Raw genomic sequence first — 16,301 nt, 5'->3', positions numbered from 1 at the left:
GATTTACGGAATGTCGTTCGGGGTAATCCCGTATGCACGGAGTTCCGCAAGTTCCATGATCTGGCTCGTGCCGTTTTCGAAATTGCCCGCTTCGAGCTGCTGGTTGAACTTTTCGGCGCCCGCAAGGTAGGCTCCGCCGAATGTCGCGTCTTCTTGTGCGAGCATCGTGGTTTCCAGGAAGCCGAGCGAATTCGTGCCGACTTCGCCTGCCCAGCCCACGAACATGTGAGTCGGGAGGACAACGAGGTAGACGTCGAACCCGGCCGCTTCAAGGATGGACGCCACGAGGAACGAGAGCTCGTTGCATACGCCCTGCCTGGTGCGCAGCACTTCGACGGGATAGTTTACCTTTTGCCCCCTGCTTCCGGCGCCGTCATTTTCGATGTACTTTAGGTTCCTTTTCTGGAGCACCTTGAACAGGGCCTGTACCACGCGGGCGGAACTTTCCGATATGCTTTCGTCACCCTCGTATTTCTGGTAGACCTTGAGCACCTTGTCCGGGAGAAGTTCGGCCATCTCTTCTAGGATTGCGGGGATGGAATCCATGTTCGGCGTTACCCACACGCCATCGTACCATATGCGGTTCTTGACTCCGGCAAGTTCTGCCCCGTTGACCTGCATGGGGTGGATGGTGGTCGGTTCCGATGTCGCGAAGAACGGGATTTCGTGGTCGTTCTCGAGGGCGTATGCGCGCACCTGGATGTTCGCCTTTGTCGGCGCGGTGAGGGCAAGCAGCGCTTCGTTGTCGAACTTGAACGAGGTCGCAAACAGGGCTGTCGTATCGGGGTTGACGTTCCCCGTCGTAGTGGCGGTATCGGTGAAACCTTCGATCCACGACTTGACCATGATTTTCTTCCAGCGGCAAGGAACCTTGGAATTGCCCTTTTCGCATATGTTGCGCACCTTGATGGAAACCGGCTGCGGCACGGACTCCCCTTCGGCGGTGTAGTCCTTGTACATCAGCGGGTAGAGGTTGGCGAATGCCCCGTAGATATCATCCTTTGCGCTCCAGGTCCAGGCGTCAAGCGTGCGGATGACCGACTGCGAGTAGATGTCGGCATAGACGCTGTCGTAGAGCTTTGCATAGAGCGAGTCGTAGTCGGCGAGCTTGAGGCTGTCGAGAAGCGCGTTCCGGACCGAATCCATCCATGCGGTCGCGAATGCGTTGTCGAAGAGGATGTTGTAGACGGTGTCGACATAGGGTTCGGCATATAGGCTGTCCCAGAGCGTGCCGGTGATTTCGTCGCGCAGCACGTTTGCGAGCGAATCGACATTCACTTCGGCGGCATCCTTGCCGTCGACGCCGTCTTCGCCGCTGCATGCAGTAAGCGATGTGCCTGCAAGGGAAATGGCGATGGCTGTTCCGGCGATGAGCATTCCGTTAAAAAAACGCTGGAGTGAGAATTTCATTTTGTCTCCTTCTTTTGTATGCATTTCTCGCAAAAAAAGTAATATAAATTTCGGCGAACGCTTTGTGGGCATGCCTGTTTTGTGGTTTTTTTATAGAAAAGTTTTTAAAATAATACGATTACGCGCAATTCAGTGTCGGCTATTTCGTTATTTTTTTGTATACGCCAATCTGCCGTTCGACAATCTTGTCCCAGCTGAAGCATTCGGCGATGCGCTTCTGCGCGCCTTCGAGCAGCTGTTTCACGAGTCCGGGGTCGGCGGCGAGGCGCCGGTAGGCGCCGGCGAGGGCTTCCGGGTCTTTTTCGGGGACGAGTATGCCCGAAACGCCGTCCACGACCACGTCGGGGATGCCGCCCACGTTGCTTGCGACGACGGGAAGCCCGAGCTCCATCGCCTCGATGAGCACGACGCCGAGCCCTTCGGTGTCGCCCTTGCTGTCGACGATGGCGGGGAGCGTGAATACGTTCGCGGTCCTGTATTCGTTCGCAAGTTCTTCGGGCGAAAGCTTCCCGGTAAAGATGATTTCGGCTGCGTCTTCGATTTCTGCGGCCTGCGATTTTAGTTTGTCCGTAAGGTCGCCGACTCCCACGATGCGGATTTCGAACTGGTCGCGCGGGAGGTGCTTCGCCGCCTCGATGAGGTAGCATATTCCCTTGCGCTCGATGTGGCGGCCCACGAAGAGTATCTTGAATTTGCCGTTTACCGGGTGCGGCACGATTGCCGATGTCCCGCCATTGCCTGCGGAAGTTGATCCGGATTCGAGCGTCGTCCCGTAGGGGCTCCATTCCACGTCCACGTTCCGGAGCGCCTTGATCTTGCCTGCGGTAAAGCTCGAGTTCGCGAATACGGCCTGCGCTTGCCCGATAGCAAATTTCAGGAGCGGCTTCACCCATTTCTTCTTGCGGATGAGCAGGAGCTCCGCCCCGTGGAAGTTGAGTACGAGCGGTATTTTGAACAACTTAGCGGCGCCGAGCGCGATGTAGGCATGCGGGAACGGCCAGTGCGCATGGATCACGTCCGGCCTGAACTTGCGGCAGATGCCGATGCACTTGAAGAACCCGCTGATGATGTAGGGGATGGCGAGCAGCTGGAGCCACGGCCTGCTTGCCATCTTGGAAGGGGCCCCTTCTTCGTGCGTGAGGATTTCCCAGCTTGCGGGTGCGTAGCGGAACCGGTTCACTTTCACGCCGTCGATTTCGTGGGTCCTGAGTCCCTTGTATGCGGGTGCGAGAACCTGGATGCCGAGTCCCGCCTTCTTGAGGTGCGCAATGGAGGTCCGTAGCCAGGGAACCTCGGCGTCTTCGTGAAAACGCGGATAGACGGAACCGATGACGAGGACTTTCATTTTAGATTGCGGCTGCCGGTTCTGCGCTGCCGGCTCCGGGTGTCACGAGTTCTTGCGATACGGATTCGATGGCTTTCAGGTCTTGCGCGTCATTGATGCATGCGGGGTAGACGATGGGGCGCACGGTCGCCGAGATGAGGCTTGCCGCCGGGTTGAATCCCATGCTGGCCGCGGTCTGCAGGATTCTGCCCCTCACGCGGATCCAGCCCTCGATCTTGGAGTCGAGCAGCAGCATGCCGAGTCCGGCCTCGTTCTCGAGGAACCCGATGATGTCGCTTCCGCGGTTGTTCTTGTTCAGGGCGGTGAGGAACACTTCCCAGAACTGGATGTTCGCACTTTCGTCCTGGAGGATCTTGCGTATGGCCTCGAAGTCGAATTCGAGGTAGACGAAGGAACTTTGGTCCTCGTCGCTGCGGATAATTTCTTCCTGGCAGCGTCTTTCGAATATTTCTTCCGTGTAGATAGAAATATTAAAGTGGTGCTTTCTAATCAGTTTGAAGAGTTCTTGCTTCATCGCTCCTCAAAATTAGTCTATTTTTTGGGTATGCAACGATTGCTCAAACTCAAAAAAGTGCTGAAGAACAGCGTATTGGCTTCCCTGGCCGAAGGCTTCAAGGCGGCCAAGGCCACGGGTGGAAAGTTTCGCCCCCTGAATGCCGACGAGATTGCCGCATTGGAAAAGAACGGCAACCGTTGTGAGGACTGGAACCGCATCCTCGTTGAACCGAATTTTACTCCCGACCGCATCCATAATTCCGTGTTCATGGGTGATGTCCGCCTGCCTGCCTTTTATGGGACACTCCTCCTGCCGGGCGACGTGTCGTTCCCGACGGGGATCTACGACAGTCTCGTCCACAACTGCATTGTCGAGAACGCGCTCGTGTGCAAGGTGGCGATGCTTTCGAACGTGCTGGTCCGCAGCAGTGCCGTGGTGCACAACGTGGGATCGCTGGTGAGCAGCGGCAAGATCAACTACATGATCGGCTCGACAGTCACGGTGGGTAACGAGATGGGTGCGCGCCAGGTGCGCGTGTTCCCCGACATCACGACAGACCTTGTGGACGTGCAGCTGTTCCACAAGGGTGAACCCGATGTTGAAGCCGCGTTCGACGAGCAGTTGCGGCAGTTCCGCGAGGAGACCGCGCTTCCGTTCGCCGTGGTGGGGAAGGGAGCCGTGGTGAGCAATACGAACATCGTTCGCAACAGCTGGATCGGCGCGCATGCGCGAATCGAGGGCGCCTCGAAGGTGCGCAATTCCGTCATCCTCAGTTCGCTCGAGGAATCGACGCACGTGTACGATTCCGTGATTCTTGAAAATTCGAATTTGCAGATGGGCGTGAAGGTGCATACCGGTGCCGAGGTGCAGGGCAGCGTGCTCATGGGCCGCGTGAAGGTGGGGAGCAAGGCAATCGTAAAGTCGTCGATCGTTGCGCCCTGCTGCCATATTGAGGAAGGCGAGGTCAACAGCTCGTACATGGGCCCGCTCACGCAGATGCACCACCATTCGCTTTTGATTGCGGCACTTTGGCCCGAAGGTTGCGGCAATATCGGTTACGGCGCAAATGTGGGCAGCAACCACACCGGCCGCATGCCCGACCAGGAAGTGATGCCCGGCCAGGGAATGTTCTTTGGCCTCGGCGTGAACGTCAAGTTCCCGGCGAACTACCGCGAGTCCCCGTTCACGATTGTCGCAAGCGGAGTGACGACGCTTCCGCAGCGTCTCAAGTTCCCGTTCTCGCTGATCCGTCCGGGCGACCCGCAGCTCATGGGTGTCCCTGCACGCCTGAACGAGATTGTTCCCGGCTGGAACTATTCGCGCAATGCCTACGCGCTCGACCGCAACCTCTACAAGTATTCCTCGCGCGGCAAGGGACTCGTGCCTTGCTCGTTCTTCGGCATTTTCAGCGTGGAGACGGTGCGTCAGGTTTTTGATGCCCGCAGCCGCCTGCAGGTGGAACAGGTGCGCGACGTGTACACGCAGGAACATATCGACGGGCTTGGCGAAAACTTCATGCGCGAACGTGTGCGCCAGAGTGCGATTGCCGCTTACGAAGATTACCTGGAGCGTTACATCCTCGACCAGATGATTTTGCTTGTGGAAAGCGACTCGGCTTTGAAATTGCAGTCTCCCCGCGAAATCCGCAAGCTCCTGACGGGAGACCTGAACAAGGAAATTTCGAGGATGGTCCGCATGCCCGAAACGCTGGACGAATTGGTCAAGCGTTTCCGCCAGCTCGAAAAGGACTGGTTCGAGAACGTGTTCCACGGCCTTGACCGCGACAACGAACGCGGCCGCAAGATTTTCGATGACTACGACAGCGCGCACCCTGTAGACAAGGGATTCCTGGAGTGGGAACGTGCCCGTTTCGAGGAATCCGTGAAGCGGCTCAACAACGTCCTCAAGAATATCGACTAGGTGCCGCTTGCTGCTCTACGCATTACTTTGTATTGAAATTGTCGCACGCGTCGTTCTCGAAGTGCGCGAGTGCAGGCTGACGGGTTGCCGGTTCGGCTTTTTTGCCGTGTTGCGCCTGCTCCCGCTCGTGAACGATATCGTGCCCCTGCCCGAGAGCCGCGCGGAGGTGCCGCAATCGCGGTTTGTGAATTTTCACGAGGAAGCGCACAGGGCCCTGCATCATGCGGTCCTCCGTAACCTGGTGAAGATTGTTTTTTTGATGTGCGCCGTATGGTTCCTCGCGTCACTCCTGGTGCGCATGCAGATGCCGATTTGGCAGGCGATCCTGTGGCTGCATCTGGCGGCTATCCCGTTCCGCACTTTTTTCCATTACTACTGCTGGAACCAGGAATGCGAAGCTGACAGGTATGCGCTTTCCAAGACCGACCGCAAGATGGCGAAGGCGGCCATGCGCGACCTCTCGCTGTGTGAAATTCCCCGCACGCTGCTGTTTGCGCTAATCTACAGGGAACACCCGCCGGTGGCATTGCGCCGCAAGCGCCTCCTGAACAAGTAGGACAAGGATTTCGAAGCCTGAATTTTCCGGGTGTTGGCCGCTAGAACGTCCAGAGCGAAACTCCCGCCATCAGGGACCAGTTCCCGCCGTTGAAATCTACGAGCAGGTTCGTGATTCCGAGCTGGAATTCTATCGTGTCCGAATACCAGTACGATATGAGGAAGTTGTTCGTGAACACGTACGGGGTCGCGAAGCTGATTTTCGGAATCGGGTCGTTGATGACGATGGACTTGTTAGGCCTGTAGACGTTGCCGTTGTAGCTGAGTGTCACGCTCTTGATGAACAGGCTTGCATAGGCACCCGCGCCGTATTGGAACACGAGCTTGTCGTTGTTATTGGTGTCCTCTATTTTTTCGAGGCTTTCGTCCTCTGTTTTTTCGTAGGCATGGTAGTTGAAGGATTCGTAGGTGAACCTCTGGAACGATTGCACGCCGAGCTCGAAATACTTCGTGTTGATTCCGAAACCGGTGGAGGCGTAGATGCCGTGATAGATTCCGAACCCGATGTTCATGGTAAAGAGCTTGCCCTTGACAAACTTGTCGATGGATCCCCACACGGGGAGATACTTTATCTTGTAGCGCGCATCGACCTCGACACTGTCCCAGTCGCCTTTATTGTAGACGCTGTCGAGCCCGATTTTTTCGGATGCCCCGATGGCGACACCGCCGCGCAGGCGCGACCCGATGGTGTTTTCGGGGAGGGGGCGGCTGATTCCCTGCATGCTCGGGCCGGGGTAGATGTCGATGGTTGCCGATTCCGCATATTCCATCTTGGTGCTCGCGCAGGCGCTCAGGGCGATTGCCGCACTTGTGACGGACAGAATCATCAGAAGCTTTTTCAAAAATCCCATGCTGGAAAGATACTTTTTTTGTCCGGTCCGTTTATTTCTTGATGCGCCCGATGGCAAGGAATGTTGCATTTACGATGAAAGCGGCGATCATCAGGAAGTCGCCCGTGTGCGTGCCGAGCGTACCAGGCAGAGGAGGGCAGAGCTTGCCTGCGAGTGCGAGCGCGCCGCCCGCGACGATTGCCGCGGCGACGAACTTCGGTTTTGCCTTGAGTCCGAGAAGTCCCCACAACACGGGTACGGTGAAGGCTCCCGCATAGACGGCAAGTGCAAGCAACAGCGTGCCGATGATGTCGGTGAACATGAGCGCGAGCAGCAGGGCCACGATGCCGTTCAGGAAAATGATGATGCGCGCCTTGAGGAGCGCCTTGTTTGCAGACCCTGCGGCGGCTTGCGGTTCGCCGCCTATATTGAACAGTCTGCAGATGATGACCGAGCTACTCAGCAATGTGGTGTCGGCGCTGCTGAGGACGACGCTCAGGAGCGCAAGTGCCACCAGCGGGACGAGCGGCGGTGGCAAGACTGCATTCGCAATGGCCGTGATTCGGGCTCCCTGTATATCACCGAGGCTTGTGCCGAATAGAGCGAGGATCCCGATGACGAATGCGACGGGGATGAGCACGCAGGCGGCAACCGCTATGGCCTTTTTCGCGCTATGTACGTCCTTCGCGCAGAACACGCGGCTGAAGATGTCGGGGCCTGCCGTGTACGTTGTTCCGTAGGTGAGGATGAGCAGGAAGAGGTCGAAGGGCGAAAAACCCTCGTTGAACGGGAAAGGAAGGTCTCTACTCGGGAGCACGCCCGCATCGCCCGCGCCGTTAACGAGCGCGAAGCCCGCGACAAGCACGAGCCCCGCGACAATCAGGCATGCCTGGAAAAAGTCCGTGCGCAAAATCGAAAGCTGCCCGCCCGCGAGCGTGTAGCCCGTGAACACTGCTGCCGATACGATTGCGGCCGTGGTGTATTCCATCGGGGTGAACGTCATCAGGAGTTTCGCCGCCGCGATAATCTGCGCCGCGACGATTCCTGTCCATGCAATGGGAATCACGATGGAGGCGACAGTCCGCGGCCCCTTTCCGTACAGGTTCTCCACCAGGTCGGGGAGCGTGTATTTCCCGTGCTTGTAGGCGCGTGCTGCAAACGGGATGAGCGCGAATAGCCCGATCGCTCCCGTAAGCATGAACCAGCTCGCGGCAGCGCCGAGTTTCATCCCGGAATCAATGGCGCCGATAACGGCCGACCCGCCGAGAATCGTTGCCACCAGGCTCCCGGCAACCGCCAATGCGGAGGCACCCTTGCGGGCAACGAAAAAGTCGGGAATGTCCTTGACCTTGCGCGCGCTGCGGGCCGCAATAAGCACGAGGATGACGAGGTAGATGACGAGGGCGGTGGTCATGTCGCAGGCAAAGATAGATTTTTGCTTCGGCGCCTTGCCCCTGTCGATTGTTCTACGATTTCCATTTTTTGTATATTCTTCGCCATAGAGGTTTATATGTTGCGACTTTATAGTTCCTTCGTTTCCGTTATAGCTATTCTCGCATTATGTGCCGTTCCGTCTTTCGCCTTCGATGTGAGTGTCAAGGCGAACGTGGATAACGCCCAGGTGTTCGTGGGCGACATGTTCAATTACGAAATCCAGGTGACGGCACCTGAGAACGCCATCGTGGACTTGCCTAGCTTTGTCGGGAACCTTGGCAGCTTTGAAGTCAAGGAGATGAAGAACGAGAAGGTGACCGAGGGCATGCCCAAGGGCACCGCGAAATTCGTATGGCTCGCGACGCTCAACACCTTCGTGAGCGGAGATTTTCTCATCGCGCCGCAGCAGGTGAACGCCGTGGTGGGTAGCGATACCGTGAAGGTGAATACCGACCCGGTGGCAGTGAAGGTTTCCATGCGCACTACGGGCGAGGAGACGGATATCCTGGAAGCGGAAGACCCGCTCGATGACCCGCGCCTGCCGCAGTGGCTCTACATCGTGCTGATCGTGCTGGGGGTGGTGCTGCTCGTGTTCCTCGGGTGGTTCCTGCACAAGAAATTCGCGAAGAAGGGCGAGGCTCCGCGACTCCCGCCGTACGAGGAGGCGGTACTCGCTCTCAAGGAACTCAGGCAGAAGAACTACCTCGCCGAAGGCAACCAGGGCGACTACTTCATGGCGCTCGGGTTCATTGCCCGCCGTTACATTGAACGCCGTTTCGACGTGGATATCCTGGATGCGACCGTCGCCGAGCTCAAGCAGCGCATGTCGCATGTTGCGGGCCTCCCGCAGGCCTACAAGGAATCGGTCGTGACACTCGCCGTCGAGACCGAGCCGGTGAAGTTTGCGAAAATGAAGCTCGAAGGCGAGCGCTGCAAGTTCTGGGACGAATGGGCCGACCGCCTGCTCGAAGAAACGAAGCCCACGCCTGAAGAGGAACAGGCCAAGAAGGAAGAGCTCAAAGCCGCTGTTGATGCCGTTCGCGCCCAGCGCAAGTAAGACAATCCGGAAAGCGCAGCGAAAAAATAGCGCGCCATGCCGAGCATCCGCTGCCCCTAAATCTCCACCGTCATTCCGGTGTGCATTTGCTCTGCACGCTCGCCGAGAACTTCCCGCAATATTCCGTAGGCGCGGTCGCCGGTGCAGTGCCCTGTGTAAATCTTCTGCACGTCGAGTTCGCGTAGCCTTTCGGCGAAGGCGCGCACGCGTGCATCCGGGTATCGGAAGAGGTGGAACCCGCCGAGCAGTGCGTAAATCATTTTCCCGGGGAAGGCATCCCCGATTTCTTTCACGATGTTGTCTGCTCCCGCGTGGCTGCAGCTGTTCATGACGAACAGCCCCTGCGGGGTATCGAACACCAGGCTCTGCTCGTGCGCGAAACTGTCGTAGCGGTATTTGCCGTTTTCTTTGACGCTCAGGTGCGCCATCTCGCCGATGCGTTCGAGCCCCGTGGTAGAATGCGGCACGAGCGTTATTCCCGGCGCAATTTCGGCATTGCCTTCCGCATAGCGGATGCGGCCCGCGAATCGCTCGAGCCATCCTTTGTGAATGCCGATGTATTCGTGGTAGGTAAATCGCCCGAAAAGCTTGTGCGTGTGGTAGCAGTTTTCGCCTGCGCCCTTCCGCAGGTAGAAGGGTGCGGTCTTATTGAGCGCAAAGAATTTCGCCATGCCGTTTGCGTGGTCGTAATGCGCGTGGCTCAACACGCCGATATCCACCTGCGAGAGGTCGATGCCCATCACTTTCGCGTTTTTTGTGAACAGGTGCGATGCACCCGTATCGAGCAGCACCTTGTGGCCGTCATATTCCACGTACACGGAAAGTCCCCATTCGCCGAATAACTTGCGCGGGCCGCACGTTCCTGCGATGTTATCGATGAGAATCTGGACCTTCATTGCCGTTTGCGCCCTATTCGCAGTCGAGGCAAGTCCATTCCACCGTGCCCGAGCCGTAGTTGTTGAAGCGTGCGCGCGTGTAGCTCTCGATGTCGATGAGGAACCCGACCTTGCCCGCATTCTTGGTGCAGCAACCGTCACAGTCGCTGTCGGCGCACATGTCGTAGACGACGGCGTCGATGGTGTAGCCGTTCTTGCGCAGCCTGAATGTCTTGAGCTTGTAGGTGTCCCAGTCCTTCTCGTGGATGGCGATGATGTTGTGCTCGCTGACCCATTCCTCTGTCTGCTGGTCTTCGAGACCTGCGAACCAGCCCGCCCACGTACATCCGTTGTAGTCCTCGCATTCCTCGCTGCCGGGCTCCGGCCACGAGGTGTACCACGTGAGGTTTGCCTTGTTCCATACGGTATCGCCAGGAACCGCTTCCGCCGAGGAGCTCGATGCGAGCAAGGCCGCATTGCTGGATTCCGGAACGGGCCCGCTTTCGCTGGATTCCGGCAGAAGCGCGTCGCTCGATTCGATGGCTGCGCTGGAACTTTCCGGTGTGGGGGAACTGCTGGAACTGTCGTCACCGCAGGCGGCGAACATGCCCGCGAGCAAGCCCGCAAGCGCGAAACCCGTAAAAGCGGCAGGGTTCATGCCGTGCAGAAACTTCTTCACAAGCACTCCCGCCTCCTTAAAGCGTCTTCCCGTCGCTGAAGGCGTTCCCGACGCGGCGTTCCATCACGTAGTAGCCGTGGCCTGCGGAATCGTAGCACACCGGCGCGAGTTTTTCTACGGAGAGCTTGCCGTCAGCGTCCAGCACGGATTCGTCGGCGGTCACGTTCACGATTTCGCCGAGCAGGAGTTCCGAATCGTCGTCGTAGCTCACCATCTTGCATTCGAGCGCGAGCGGGAGTTCCGCGATGAGCGGGGCGTCCACGTGAGCACTCTTGATGGCGGTGAGTCCCGACTTGGCGAACTTGTCGGCAACCTTGTTCCCGCTGGTTATGCCCAGGTAGTCGATGGCCTTGATGTCTTTCGCGGTCGCCATGCTCACGGTGAATGCCTTGCGCGCCTTGATGTTCGGCACGGTCTTGTGCGATGCGGCCACGTAGATGGCCACCTGGTTCGAGTCGCTCACCGAGCCCCATGCGGCGACCATCGCGTTCGGCGAGCCGTCTTCGTTGTAGGTCGCGATGACGAGCGTGGGTTGCGGGTACAGGTAGGTTTTTACTCCGAGATCTTTGCGCATTTGAAAACTCCTTTTTTTTACAAGATATAAAACTATCTGCGAAAAAATTATATACTTTTTTCTTAAAACGATTTTCAAAGGAGTTCTTATGACTATCGGAATTGTCATCGCCGTCATCGTGGTCATTCTCGTCGTGTGTTTCATCTCCATCTACAATGGCCTCGTGAAACTCCGCAACAACCGCGAAAATGCCTTCGCGAATATCGACGTGCAGCTCAAGCAGCGCTTTGACCTGGTGCCGCAACTCGTGAGCACCGTGAAGGGCTATGCCGCCCACGAGAAGGAAACTCTCGATAAGGTGACATCCGCCCGTGCCGCCGCGATGGGTGCCACCACGGTCGACGAGAAGGTTGCCGCCGACAAGGCCCTTACCGGTGCGCTCGCCGGGCTCCGCGTCTCCCTCGAGGCATACCCGGAACTCAAGGCGAACCAGAACTTCTTGCAGCTGCAGACGGAACTTTCCGATATCGAGAACAAGCTTTCTGCCGCACGCCGCTTCTTCAACTCCGCCACCCGCGAGTTCAACAACGCCTGCGAGGTGTTCCCGAGCAACATCATCGCCGGCATGTTCAACTTCAGGCGTGCTCCCATGTACGAGGCGTCCGAAGGCCGCGAGACCCTCAACAAGGCTCCCGAGGTGAAATTTTAGACGAAAGAACGGACTTACGGTCCTATAGACTAAAGACGAAAGGAACGATGTAAAAAAGCCTTTGTCTTTCGTCTATCGTCTTTCGCCTATCGTCTAAGCTATGAAGTACGTCGGTATCCAGACCCAGATTTGGCGGAATAACCGCAATACGGTTATCCTGCTTTTCATGTTCCCGCTGCTCCTCCTGGGGATGGTCTTTGCGACCATCATGGTGCTCGACTGGCTCGGGTTCTTCTGCTGGAACGGCGTTTGTCCCGAGGGCCTGCAGGCGACCGAGTTCCACTGGGATGTCGTCTGGCAGTATTTCCTCGATGCGGTGCCGTACACGCTTGCGGTGACGGGAACGTGGTTTGTTATCGCGTATTTCACGAACACCTTCATTATCCGGCATGCGACGCATGCGCGCCCGCTGGAACGCAAGGAGAACGTGCGCGTCTACAACATCGTGGAAAACCTCTGCATCGCGGGTGGCATCGAGATGCCGCGAATAAACATCGTCGAGGATTCGAGCCTCAACGCGTTTGCGAGCGGTATCGATATAAAGTCGTATACCATCACGCTGACCACGGGCATCATAGACAAGCTGGACGATGCGGAACTCTCGGCGGTCGTGGGGCACGAGCTCACGCACATCAAGAATCGCGATACGCGCCTGATGGTGGTGTGCATTGTTTTCGTGGGCATTTTCTCGATGCTCATGAATGTCTCCCTGCGGCTCCTGAGCAGTGCCATGCGCGCCCCGCGTAGCAGGAGTAGTCGCAAGAATGGCGGGGGAGGCATTATTATCGTTTTGCTTGTCGTCCTGGTGTGGTCGGTTATAGGCTATTTTTTCAGCACCATGACGCGCCTTGCCATCTCGCGCAAGCGTGAGTACGTCGCCGATGCGGGTGGCGCCGAACTTTGTGGCGACCCGCTCGCGCTCGCTTCTGCCCTAAGGAAGATTTCTGCGGATCCGGGCCTTGCCGATGTAAAACGCGACGATATCGCGCAGCTCTACGTGATTCACCCGGACGAGGAATTCGACAACGAGATGGGCCTCAAGGGTCTCGTCGCGAAGGCGAACATATTGTTCTGCACGCACCCCGACACTCCGGAGCGCATCAAGCTTCTGGAACAGTTCTAGTGCTGCTGTCGGGATGGCTAAAAAATTTTTTGGGTTATCTTTAAAATTGTCATTTTCTGACACATAATAAATGTATCTTTCTTTGCGTGAAAAGAGAGGTTCATTATGTTTAAAGAAAAAAAGTTGACCGATGGTATTTTCCGTGTCGCACTGATTGCGCTTGCGTCGTTCGTCTTCATTGCCGCGAATGTCGCTTTCGAGAGTGCGATTTTCGGCATCCTCGCGAGCGCATTCTACGTGTACGAGGTCGCCCGCATCTGACCCAGGGCTTAGCGCTTCTTGACTTGCCTTATCGCGGGTGTGAACCGCTTCGGTTTGGCATTTAGCTTTCGGCCCTGCACGTCGAACCGGCAGGCATCTTGCTGTTCCAAACCCTGCGCATCTTGCCCCGCGAAATCGCGCGCATCCTGTTCCCGAGAACTGCCGGCACTCCGCACGAATCCCTTCCCGCGAATAGCCGTTGTGGAATCGCTTGCCTCGGGCACCTTCAAGATGCCTTCCTTTATAATCTTCGCGAGTTCTTTCGCGCCGGTCGCATTCGGGTGCACGCTGTCGGCAAGGAACCATTCGGGCGTATTGAATTGCGAATGCAGGTCGATAATCTCCACGCCCTTCCGGGTCGCGACTTCCTCGATGATGGGGTTGATCTGGTTCACGATTGCGGTGTCCATGATGCCCCACTCGCAGTTGTTGGAATAGGGCTGCAGCGTCGCAATGACCCTCGGGCTTGTCGTAAGGTGCATGAAGGTGTCGAGCAGCGCCTCGTAATCCTTGTAGAGTTGTTCCTTCTCGTACTGCCCGTAGTTGTAGTTGTATCGGGGCTGTCCGTTCTCGATGCAGTTATTCGTGAAGAACTTGCTGTCGTTTGTCCCGAGCTCTATCACGACTATCTCGGGGTTAAACTCGAGGGCCGCCTTGAACTTGTCGGTGTTCCAGTAGCTCATGTTGTCGCTTGGGCCCTTGTTCGCGAACGTCATGGAAGAAACGCCGAAGTTCTGCACCTTGTAGCTATCGCCCAGCATTTCTTGCAGGTGGTCGGGGTACTTTTTCTGGTCCCAGATTCCGTATCCCTCGGTAATGCTGTTGCCGACGCACGCCACGCGCGTTTGCGCGCTTGCGGTGCACGTGAATCCCGCGATTGCCGCGAGCGCGACCATCATGGCCCTATAATTCTTTCCAAACATCATGTCCATAATATAATATTGCGAAGGCGGGAATGCCACGGCGAACGATGCGGCCCGCAAATCGCCGGTGTGCCATGTACAACAAGGGCCCCGCGCATCGCGGAGCCCTTCGTAAAGGTCTAGGCCGTGGTGGCGATTAGTATTTATCCTTCAGGACCTGCGGACATTCCACTTCTTCGTAGTTGTGCAGGGGGTTGCCCGCCGCATGCATGAATCCGGCGAGGAACAGGCAGCCTTCCTTGGCCTGGCTGTCGTTGCTGAATGCGCTGTTGCATTTTTCCTGGAGGCAGGTGAGGGTCTTCGAGGCGTTGTACTTGGTTTCCTTTTCGCAGTCGGAAAGCAGGCCGCCATACTGTTCGGAGTTGCCCGGTATGTTCCAGCCCATTTGGCCACAACCGTTGAACGCGCCGAAACCGCCGCCCGGGATCATGATGTCGAACTGGCCTTGGTTCACGTCGCCACCGATGTTGGTCACCATGATGATGAGCTTCTTGTCCTTGATGGCCCTGTGGTTTGCATCGGTGGAATATTTGCCTTTGCCGGTGAAGGTGAGCTGGAAGCATTTACCACAGTCACCGCCGTTGCTTGCGGGCACTGCCGCGAAGGCGAAGCCCATTTCGTCGCAGCCGTCGACAGTGAACGGAACCTGGCTCGTGCAGGTCATGAGTCCTCCGCCGCTGCATACGCTTCCGCCACCCCAGTCGGTGCTTTCGGTCTTGCCCTTGTTGGTGCACTGCTTGGAGTAGTTGCCGTGTGCGTGTTCCGGCCAGGAGCAGTGGGGCTTGCAGCAGTCCCAGTAGCGGGTTGCCCAGCCCTCACCCTTGGCGCCGTTCTTTTTCTGGATATTCGGGCATCCGCCGGCGGGCTTGGAAGAGGAGCTGCTCTGTACGGAGCTGGAGGACTTTGCGCTGCTCGAGGAGGATTTCGCGCTGCTCGACGACTGCACGGAACTGGAAGAGGCTACGCTGCTCGAGGAGGGCGGAAGCGCTGAACTCGACTCGATGATGGGTGCTTCGCTGGAACTGGACACGATGACGGGATCGGGCTGTTTCGTGAACTTGTCTCCCGGGTTCAGGACCGGGAGGGCTCCGATGTCGCCGCCGGCCGTAAGCACCGTGACGCCGTCCAGGGAGATGATGTTCATGGTGGCGAGATCCAGGTTTGCGATATAGTTGCCGTCCGGGTCGGTGACTACGCAGGAGGTGGCGCCTTCGGCGGCGGGGTAGATGAGGTAGTCGCCGGTGTTGTCGATCAGGTGCCAGACGGGGCCCGCGATGGTGTAGATCGTCGTGTTCTTTTCGAGCTTGGCGAGCGTGGCGACATCGACATTGCCGGAAATGGGCGTCCCCTGCAGGTCGGAAATCACGCCGATGGAGGTCCCCTCGAGAAAGCTGATTGTGCCGATGAGGTCGCCCTGCGCGTTCGTCACGCGTCCGTCAGGGTAAATAATATAGTCGGCATCCGTCTGCAGGAGCCAGGCTTCCGAGGTGACTAGGTATTCTGGCTGCTTGGGGCCGGAAGGGGGTTCGTCGGAGCAGTTCCAGGCAAGTGTGAGGGCGCCGGCCAGCATGAGGGACTTAAAAATTAGATTCTTCATGGGTTTTCCTTTCTTATCCCTATTCCACACCGAGACAAAAAATAGTTTATGTGACCGAATAATGCTTGTAAAAAATGGAGTAACAACAATTTAGGCGTTCCTGCATTGTTCTCGTTCGCAATGCTCGGACTGAAATGTAAACTGAATGTAAAATTATTTATTGTAAAAATAAAATTACAAAATTAGTGCTTGCTTGCGTTGCGGGCTTTGTGGTTCTTACCACAATGGTGAATTGTTTGTTGATAAGTTGAAGGTATCCTTTGTTTAAAAACATTGAAACTTTGAAATTCGGCGAATTTCGCCACTTTCGAAACGGGCTCCTGATGACTCCGCTTTTCGGTTCGCGAAAGCCGCGCGGGCTGTTGATAACTCCCTCTTTTTTGTGATTTTCGCAAAAAATCAAAGAAAAAAACTTGCAAAATTATTGGCATTTACTAAATTTGTGGCTCAATTTCGGAGAGTACCGCTTCCTATGCTTTCCGATGTAACGGAAGTCATTGGGACTTCTTGACTTGAAGCGATAAACCTTCTGCTGAAGAAGAGGAATAAAATGGCAAAAGAACATTTTGACAG

16 protein-coding genes are annotated in these 16,301 nt (G+C 56.7%); 6 read left to right on the top strand and 10 right to left on the bottom strand.

Annotated features, from left to right (window positions below):
• Nucleotides 1–3 precede the first annotated feature (3 nt).
• From B4B27_RS11085 to B4B27_RS11075, 3 genes are all read right to left on the bottom strand, one after another.
• Nucleotides 4–1,410 (bottom strand): transglutaminase family protein, encoded by a 1,407-nt coding sequence (locus B4B27_RS11085; RefSeq protein WP_290726473.1) that lies wholly within the window; start codon nucleotides 1,408–1,410, stop codon nucleotides 4–6.
• Nucleotides 1,411–1,549: 139 nt separating this feature from the next.
• Entirely contained in the window at nucleotides 1,550–2,755 is a 1,206-nt protein-coding gene (locus B4B27_RS11080) for a glycosyltransferase (RefSeq protein WP_290726471.1), read from the bottom strand.
• Nucleotide 2,756: 1 nt separating this feature from the next.
• Complete coding sequence (locus tag B4B27_RS11075) at nucleotides 2,757–3,269, bottom strand: hypothetical protein (RefSeq protein ID WP_173381377.1); 513 nt, start codon at nucleotides 3,267–3,269, stop codon at nucleotides 2,757–2,759.
• Nucleotides 3,270–3,299: 30 nt separating this feature from the next.
• On the opposite strand from B4B27_RS11075, the gene B4B27_RS11070 reads away from it, so the two are divergent.
• The gene (locus tag B4B27_RS11070; protein WP_290726468.1) at nucleotides 3,300–5,171 is read left to right on the top strand and encodes a DUF4954 family protein; all 1,872 of its coding nucleotides are present in this window, start codon (nucleotides 3,300–3,302) and stop codon (nucleotides 5,169–5,171) included.
• 7 nt (nucleotides 5,172–5,178) lie between these two features.
• Nucleotides 5,179–5,727, top strand: a complete 549-nt coding sequence (locus B4B27_RS11065; RefSeq protein ID WP_290726466.1) for a M48 family metalloprotease — start codon at nucleotides 5,179–5,181, stop codon at nucleotides 5,725–5,727.
• Between the two features lie 40 nt (nucleotides 5,728–5,767).
• On the opposite strand, the gene B4B27_RS11060 is transcribed toward B4B27_RS11065, so the two are convergent.
• Nucleotides 5,768–6,577 carry a hypothetical protein gene (locus B4B27_RS11060; protein ID WP_290726464.1) on the bottom strand — a complete coding sequence of 270 codons (810 nt, stop codon included), beginning with the start codon at nucleotides 6,575–6,577 and terminating at the stop codon, nucleotides 5,768–5,770.
• 31 nt (nucleotides 6,578–6,608) lie between these two features.
• Nucleotides 6,609–7,970: a sodium:solute symporter family protein gene (locus tag B4B27_RS11055; protein ID WP_290726462.1), complete on the bottom strand. Its 1,362-nt coding sequence runs from the start codon at nucleotides 7,968–7,970 to the stop codon at nucleotides 6,609–6,611.
• Between the two features lie 96 nt (nucleotides 7,971–8,066).
• Between B4B27_RS11055 and B4B27_RS11050 the strand changes: the two genes are divergently transcribed.
• Nucleotides 8,067–9,047: a hypothetical protein gene (locus tag B4B27_RS11050; protein ID WP_290726460.1), complete on the top strand. Its 981-nt coding sequence runs from the start codon at nucleotides 8,067–8,069 to the stop codon at nucleotides 9,045–9,047.
• A gap of 56 nt (nucleotides 9,048–9,103) precedes the next feature.
• Here B4B27_RS11050 and B4B27_RS11045 read toward each other — a convergent pair whose 3' ends face one another.
• Genes B4B27_RS11045 through B4B27_RS11035 form a run of 3 tightly spaced genes read right to left on the bottom strand, consistent with a single transcriptional unit; the run spans nucleotide 9,104 to nucleotide 11,175 of the window.
• A complete protein-coding gene (locus B4B27_RS11045) occupies nucleotides 9,104–9,943 on the bottom strand; it encodes an MBL fold metallo-hydrolase (RefSeq protein ID WP_290726458.1) in 840 nt (279 codons plus the stop codon).
• A gap of 13 nt (nucleotides 9,944–9,956) precedes the next feature.
• Nucleotides 9,957–10,601, bottom strand: coding sequence for a hypothetical protein (locus tag B4B27_RS11040; RefSeq protein ID WP_290726456.1), 645 nt, complete (start codon nucleotides 10,599–10,601; stop codon nucleotides 9,957–9,959).
• A gap of 16 nt (nucleotides 10,602–10,617) precedes the next feature.
• On the bottom strand, nucleotides 10,618–11,175 hold the full coding sequence (locus B4B27_RS11035; RefSeq protein ID WP_290726454.1) for a flavin reductase family protein: 558 nt from the start codon (nucleotides 11,173–11,175) through the stop codon (nucleotides 10,618–10,620).
• Nucleotides 11,176–11,263: 88 nt separating this feature from the next.
• On the opposite strand from B4B27_RS11035, the gene B4B27_RS11030 reads away from it, so the two are divergent.
• From B4B27_RS11030 to B4B27_RS11020, 3 genes are all read left to right on the top strand, one after another.
• Nucleotides 11,264–11,824: a LemA family protein gene (locus B4B27_RS11030; RefSeq protein WP_290726452.1), complete on the top strand. Its 561-nt coding sequence runs from the start codon at nucleotides 11,264–11,266 to the stop codon at nucleotides 11,822–11,824.
• Nucleotides 11,825–11,924: 100 nt separating this feature from the next.
• Nucleotides 11,925–12,947 carry a M48 family metallopeptidase gene (locus tag B4B27_RS11025; protein WP_290726450.1) on the top strand — a complete coding sequence of 341 codons (1,023 nt, stop codon included), beginning with the start codon at nucleotides 11,925–11,927 and terminating at the stop codon, nucleotides 12,945–12,947.
• Nucleotides 12,948–13,052: 105 nt separating this feature from the next.
• Nucleotides 13,053–13,208 carry a hypothetical protein gene (locus B4B27_RS11020; protein ID WP_173366476.1) on the top strand — a complete coding sequence of 52 codons (156 nt, stop codon included), beginning with the start codon at nucleotides 13,053–13,055 and terminating at the stop codon, nucleotides 13,206–13,208.
• 8 nt (nucleotides 13,209–13,216) lie between these two features.
• Here the strand turns inward: B4B27_RS11020 and B4B27_RS11015 are convergent, their stop codons facing one another.
• Together B4B27_RS11015 and B4B27_RS11010 are read right to left on the bottom strand one after the other, a co-directional pair.
• Nucleotides 13,217–14,134 (bottom strand): D-alanyl-lipoteichoic acid biosynthesis protein DltD, encoded by a 918-nt coding sequence (locus B4B27_RS11015; RefSeq protein WP_290726447.1) that lies wholly within the window; start codon nucleotides 14,132–14,134, stop codon nucleotides 13,217–13,219.
• A gap of 133 nt (nucleotides 14,135–14,267) precedes the next feature.
• On the bottom strand, nucleotides 14,268–15,728 hold the full coding sequence (locus B4B27_RS11010) for a glycosyl hydrolase family 5 (protein ID WP_290726445.1): 1,461 nt from the start codon (nucleotides 15,726–15,728) through the stop codon (nucleotides 14,268–14,270).
• Nucleotides 15,729–16,301: the final 573 nt, after the last annotated feature.

It is taken from the genome of Fibrobacter sp. UBA2449 (genome assembly GCF_002342555.1).
Taxonomy (GTDB): domain Bacteria; phylum Fibrobacterota; class Fibrobacteria; order Fibrobacterales; family Fibrobacteraceae; genus Fibrobacter.
The sequence above is the reverse complement of the archived record's forward strand: the minus strand, read 5'-3'. Positions and strand labels throughout refer to the sequence as shown.

Bases quoted from the DNA above. Each gene is read 5' to 3' on its own strand.
- B4B27_RS11085 (WP_290726473.1), bottom strand. From the start codon at position 1,410: ATGAAATTCTCACTCCAGCGTTTTTTTAACGGAATGCTCATCGCCGGA.
- B4B27_RS11080 (WP_290726471.1), bottom strand. From the start codon at position 2,755: ATGAAAGTCCTCGTCATCGGTTCCGTCTATCCGCGTTTTCACGAAGAC.
- B4B27_RS11075 (WP_173381377.1), bottom strand. From the start codon at position 3,269: ATGAAGCAAGAACTCTTCAAACTGATTAGAAAGCACCACTTTAATATT.
- B4B27_RS11070 (WP_290726468.1), top strand. From the start codon at position 3,300: ATGCAACGATTGCTCAAACTCAAAAAAGTGCTGAAGAACAGCGTATTG.
- B4B27_RS11060 (WP_290726464.1), bottom strand. From the start codon at position 6,577: ATGGGATTTTTGAAAAAGCTTCTGATGATTCTGTCCGTCACAAGTGCG.
- B4B27_RS11055 (WP_290726462.1), bottom strand. From the start codon at position 7,970: ATGACCACCGCCCTCGTCATCTACCTCGTCATCCTCGTGCTTATTGCG.
- B4B27_RS11050 (WP_290726460.1), top strand. From the start codon at position 8,067: ATGTTGCGACTTTATAGTTCCTTCGTTTCCGTTATAGCTATTCTCGCA.
- B4B27_RS11045 (WP_290726458.1), bottom strand. From the start codon at position 9,943: ATGAAGGTCCAGATTCTCATCGATAACATCGCAGGAACGTGCGGCCCG.
- B4B27_RS11035 (WP_290726454.1), bottom strand. From the start codon at position 11,175: ATGCGCAAAGATCTCGGAGTAAAAACCTACCTGTACCCGCAACCCACG.
- B4B27_RS11030 (WP_290726452.1), top strand. From the start codon at position 11,264: ATGACTATCGGAATTGTCATCGCCGTCATCGTGGTCATTCTCGTCGTG.
- B4B27_RS11025 (WP_290726450.1), top strand. From the start codon at position 11,925: ATGAAGTACGTCGGTATCCAGACCCAGATTTGGCGGAATAACCGCAAT.
- B4B27_RS11020 (WP_173366476.1), top strand. From the start codon at position 13,053: ATGTTTAAAGAAAAAAAGTTGACCGATGGTATTTTCCGTGTCGCACTG.
- B4B27_RS11015 (WP_290726447.1), bottom strand. From the start codon at position 14,134: ATGATGTTTGGAAAGAATTATAGGGCCATGATGGTCGCGCTCGCGGCA.
- B4B27_RS11010 (WP_290726445.1), bottom strand. From the start codon at position 15,728: ATGAAGAATCTAATTTTTAAGTCCCTCATGCTGGCCGGCGCCCTCACA.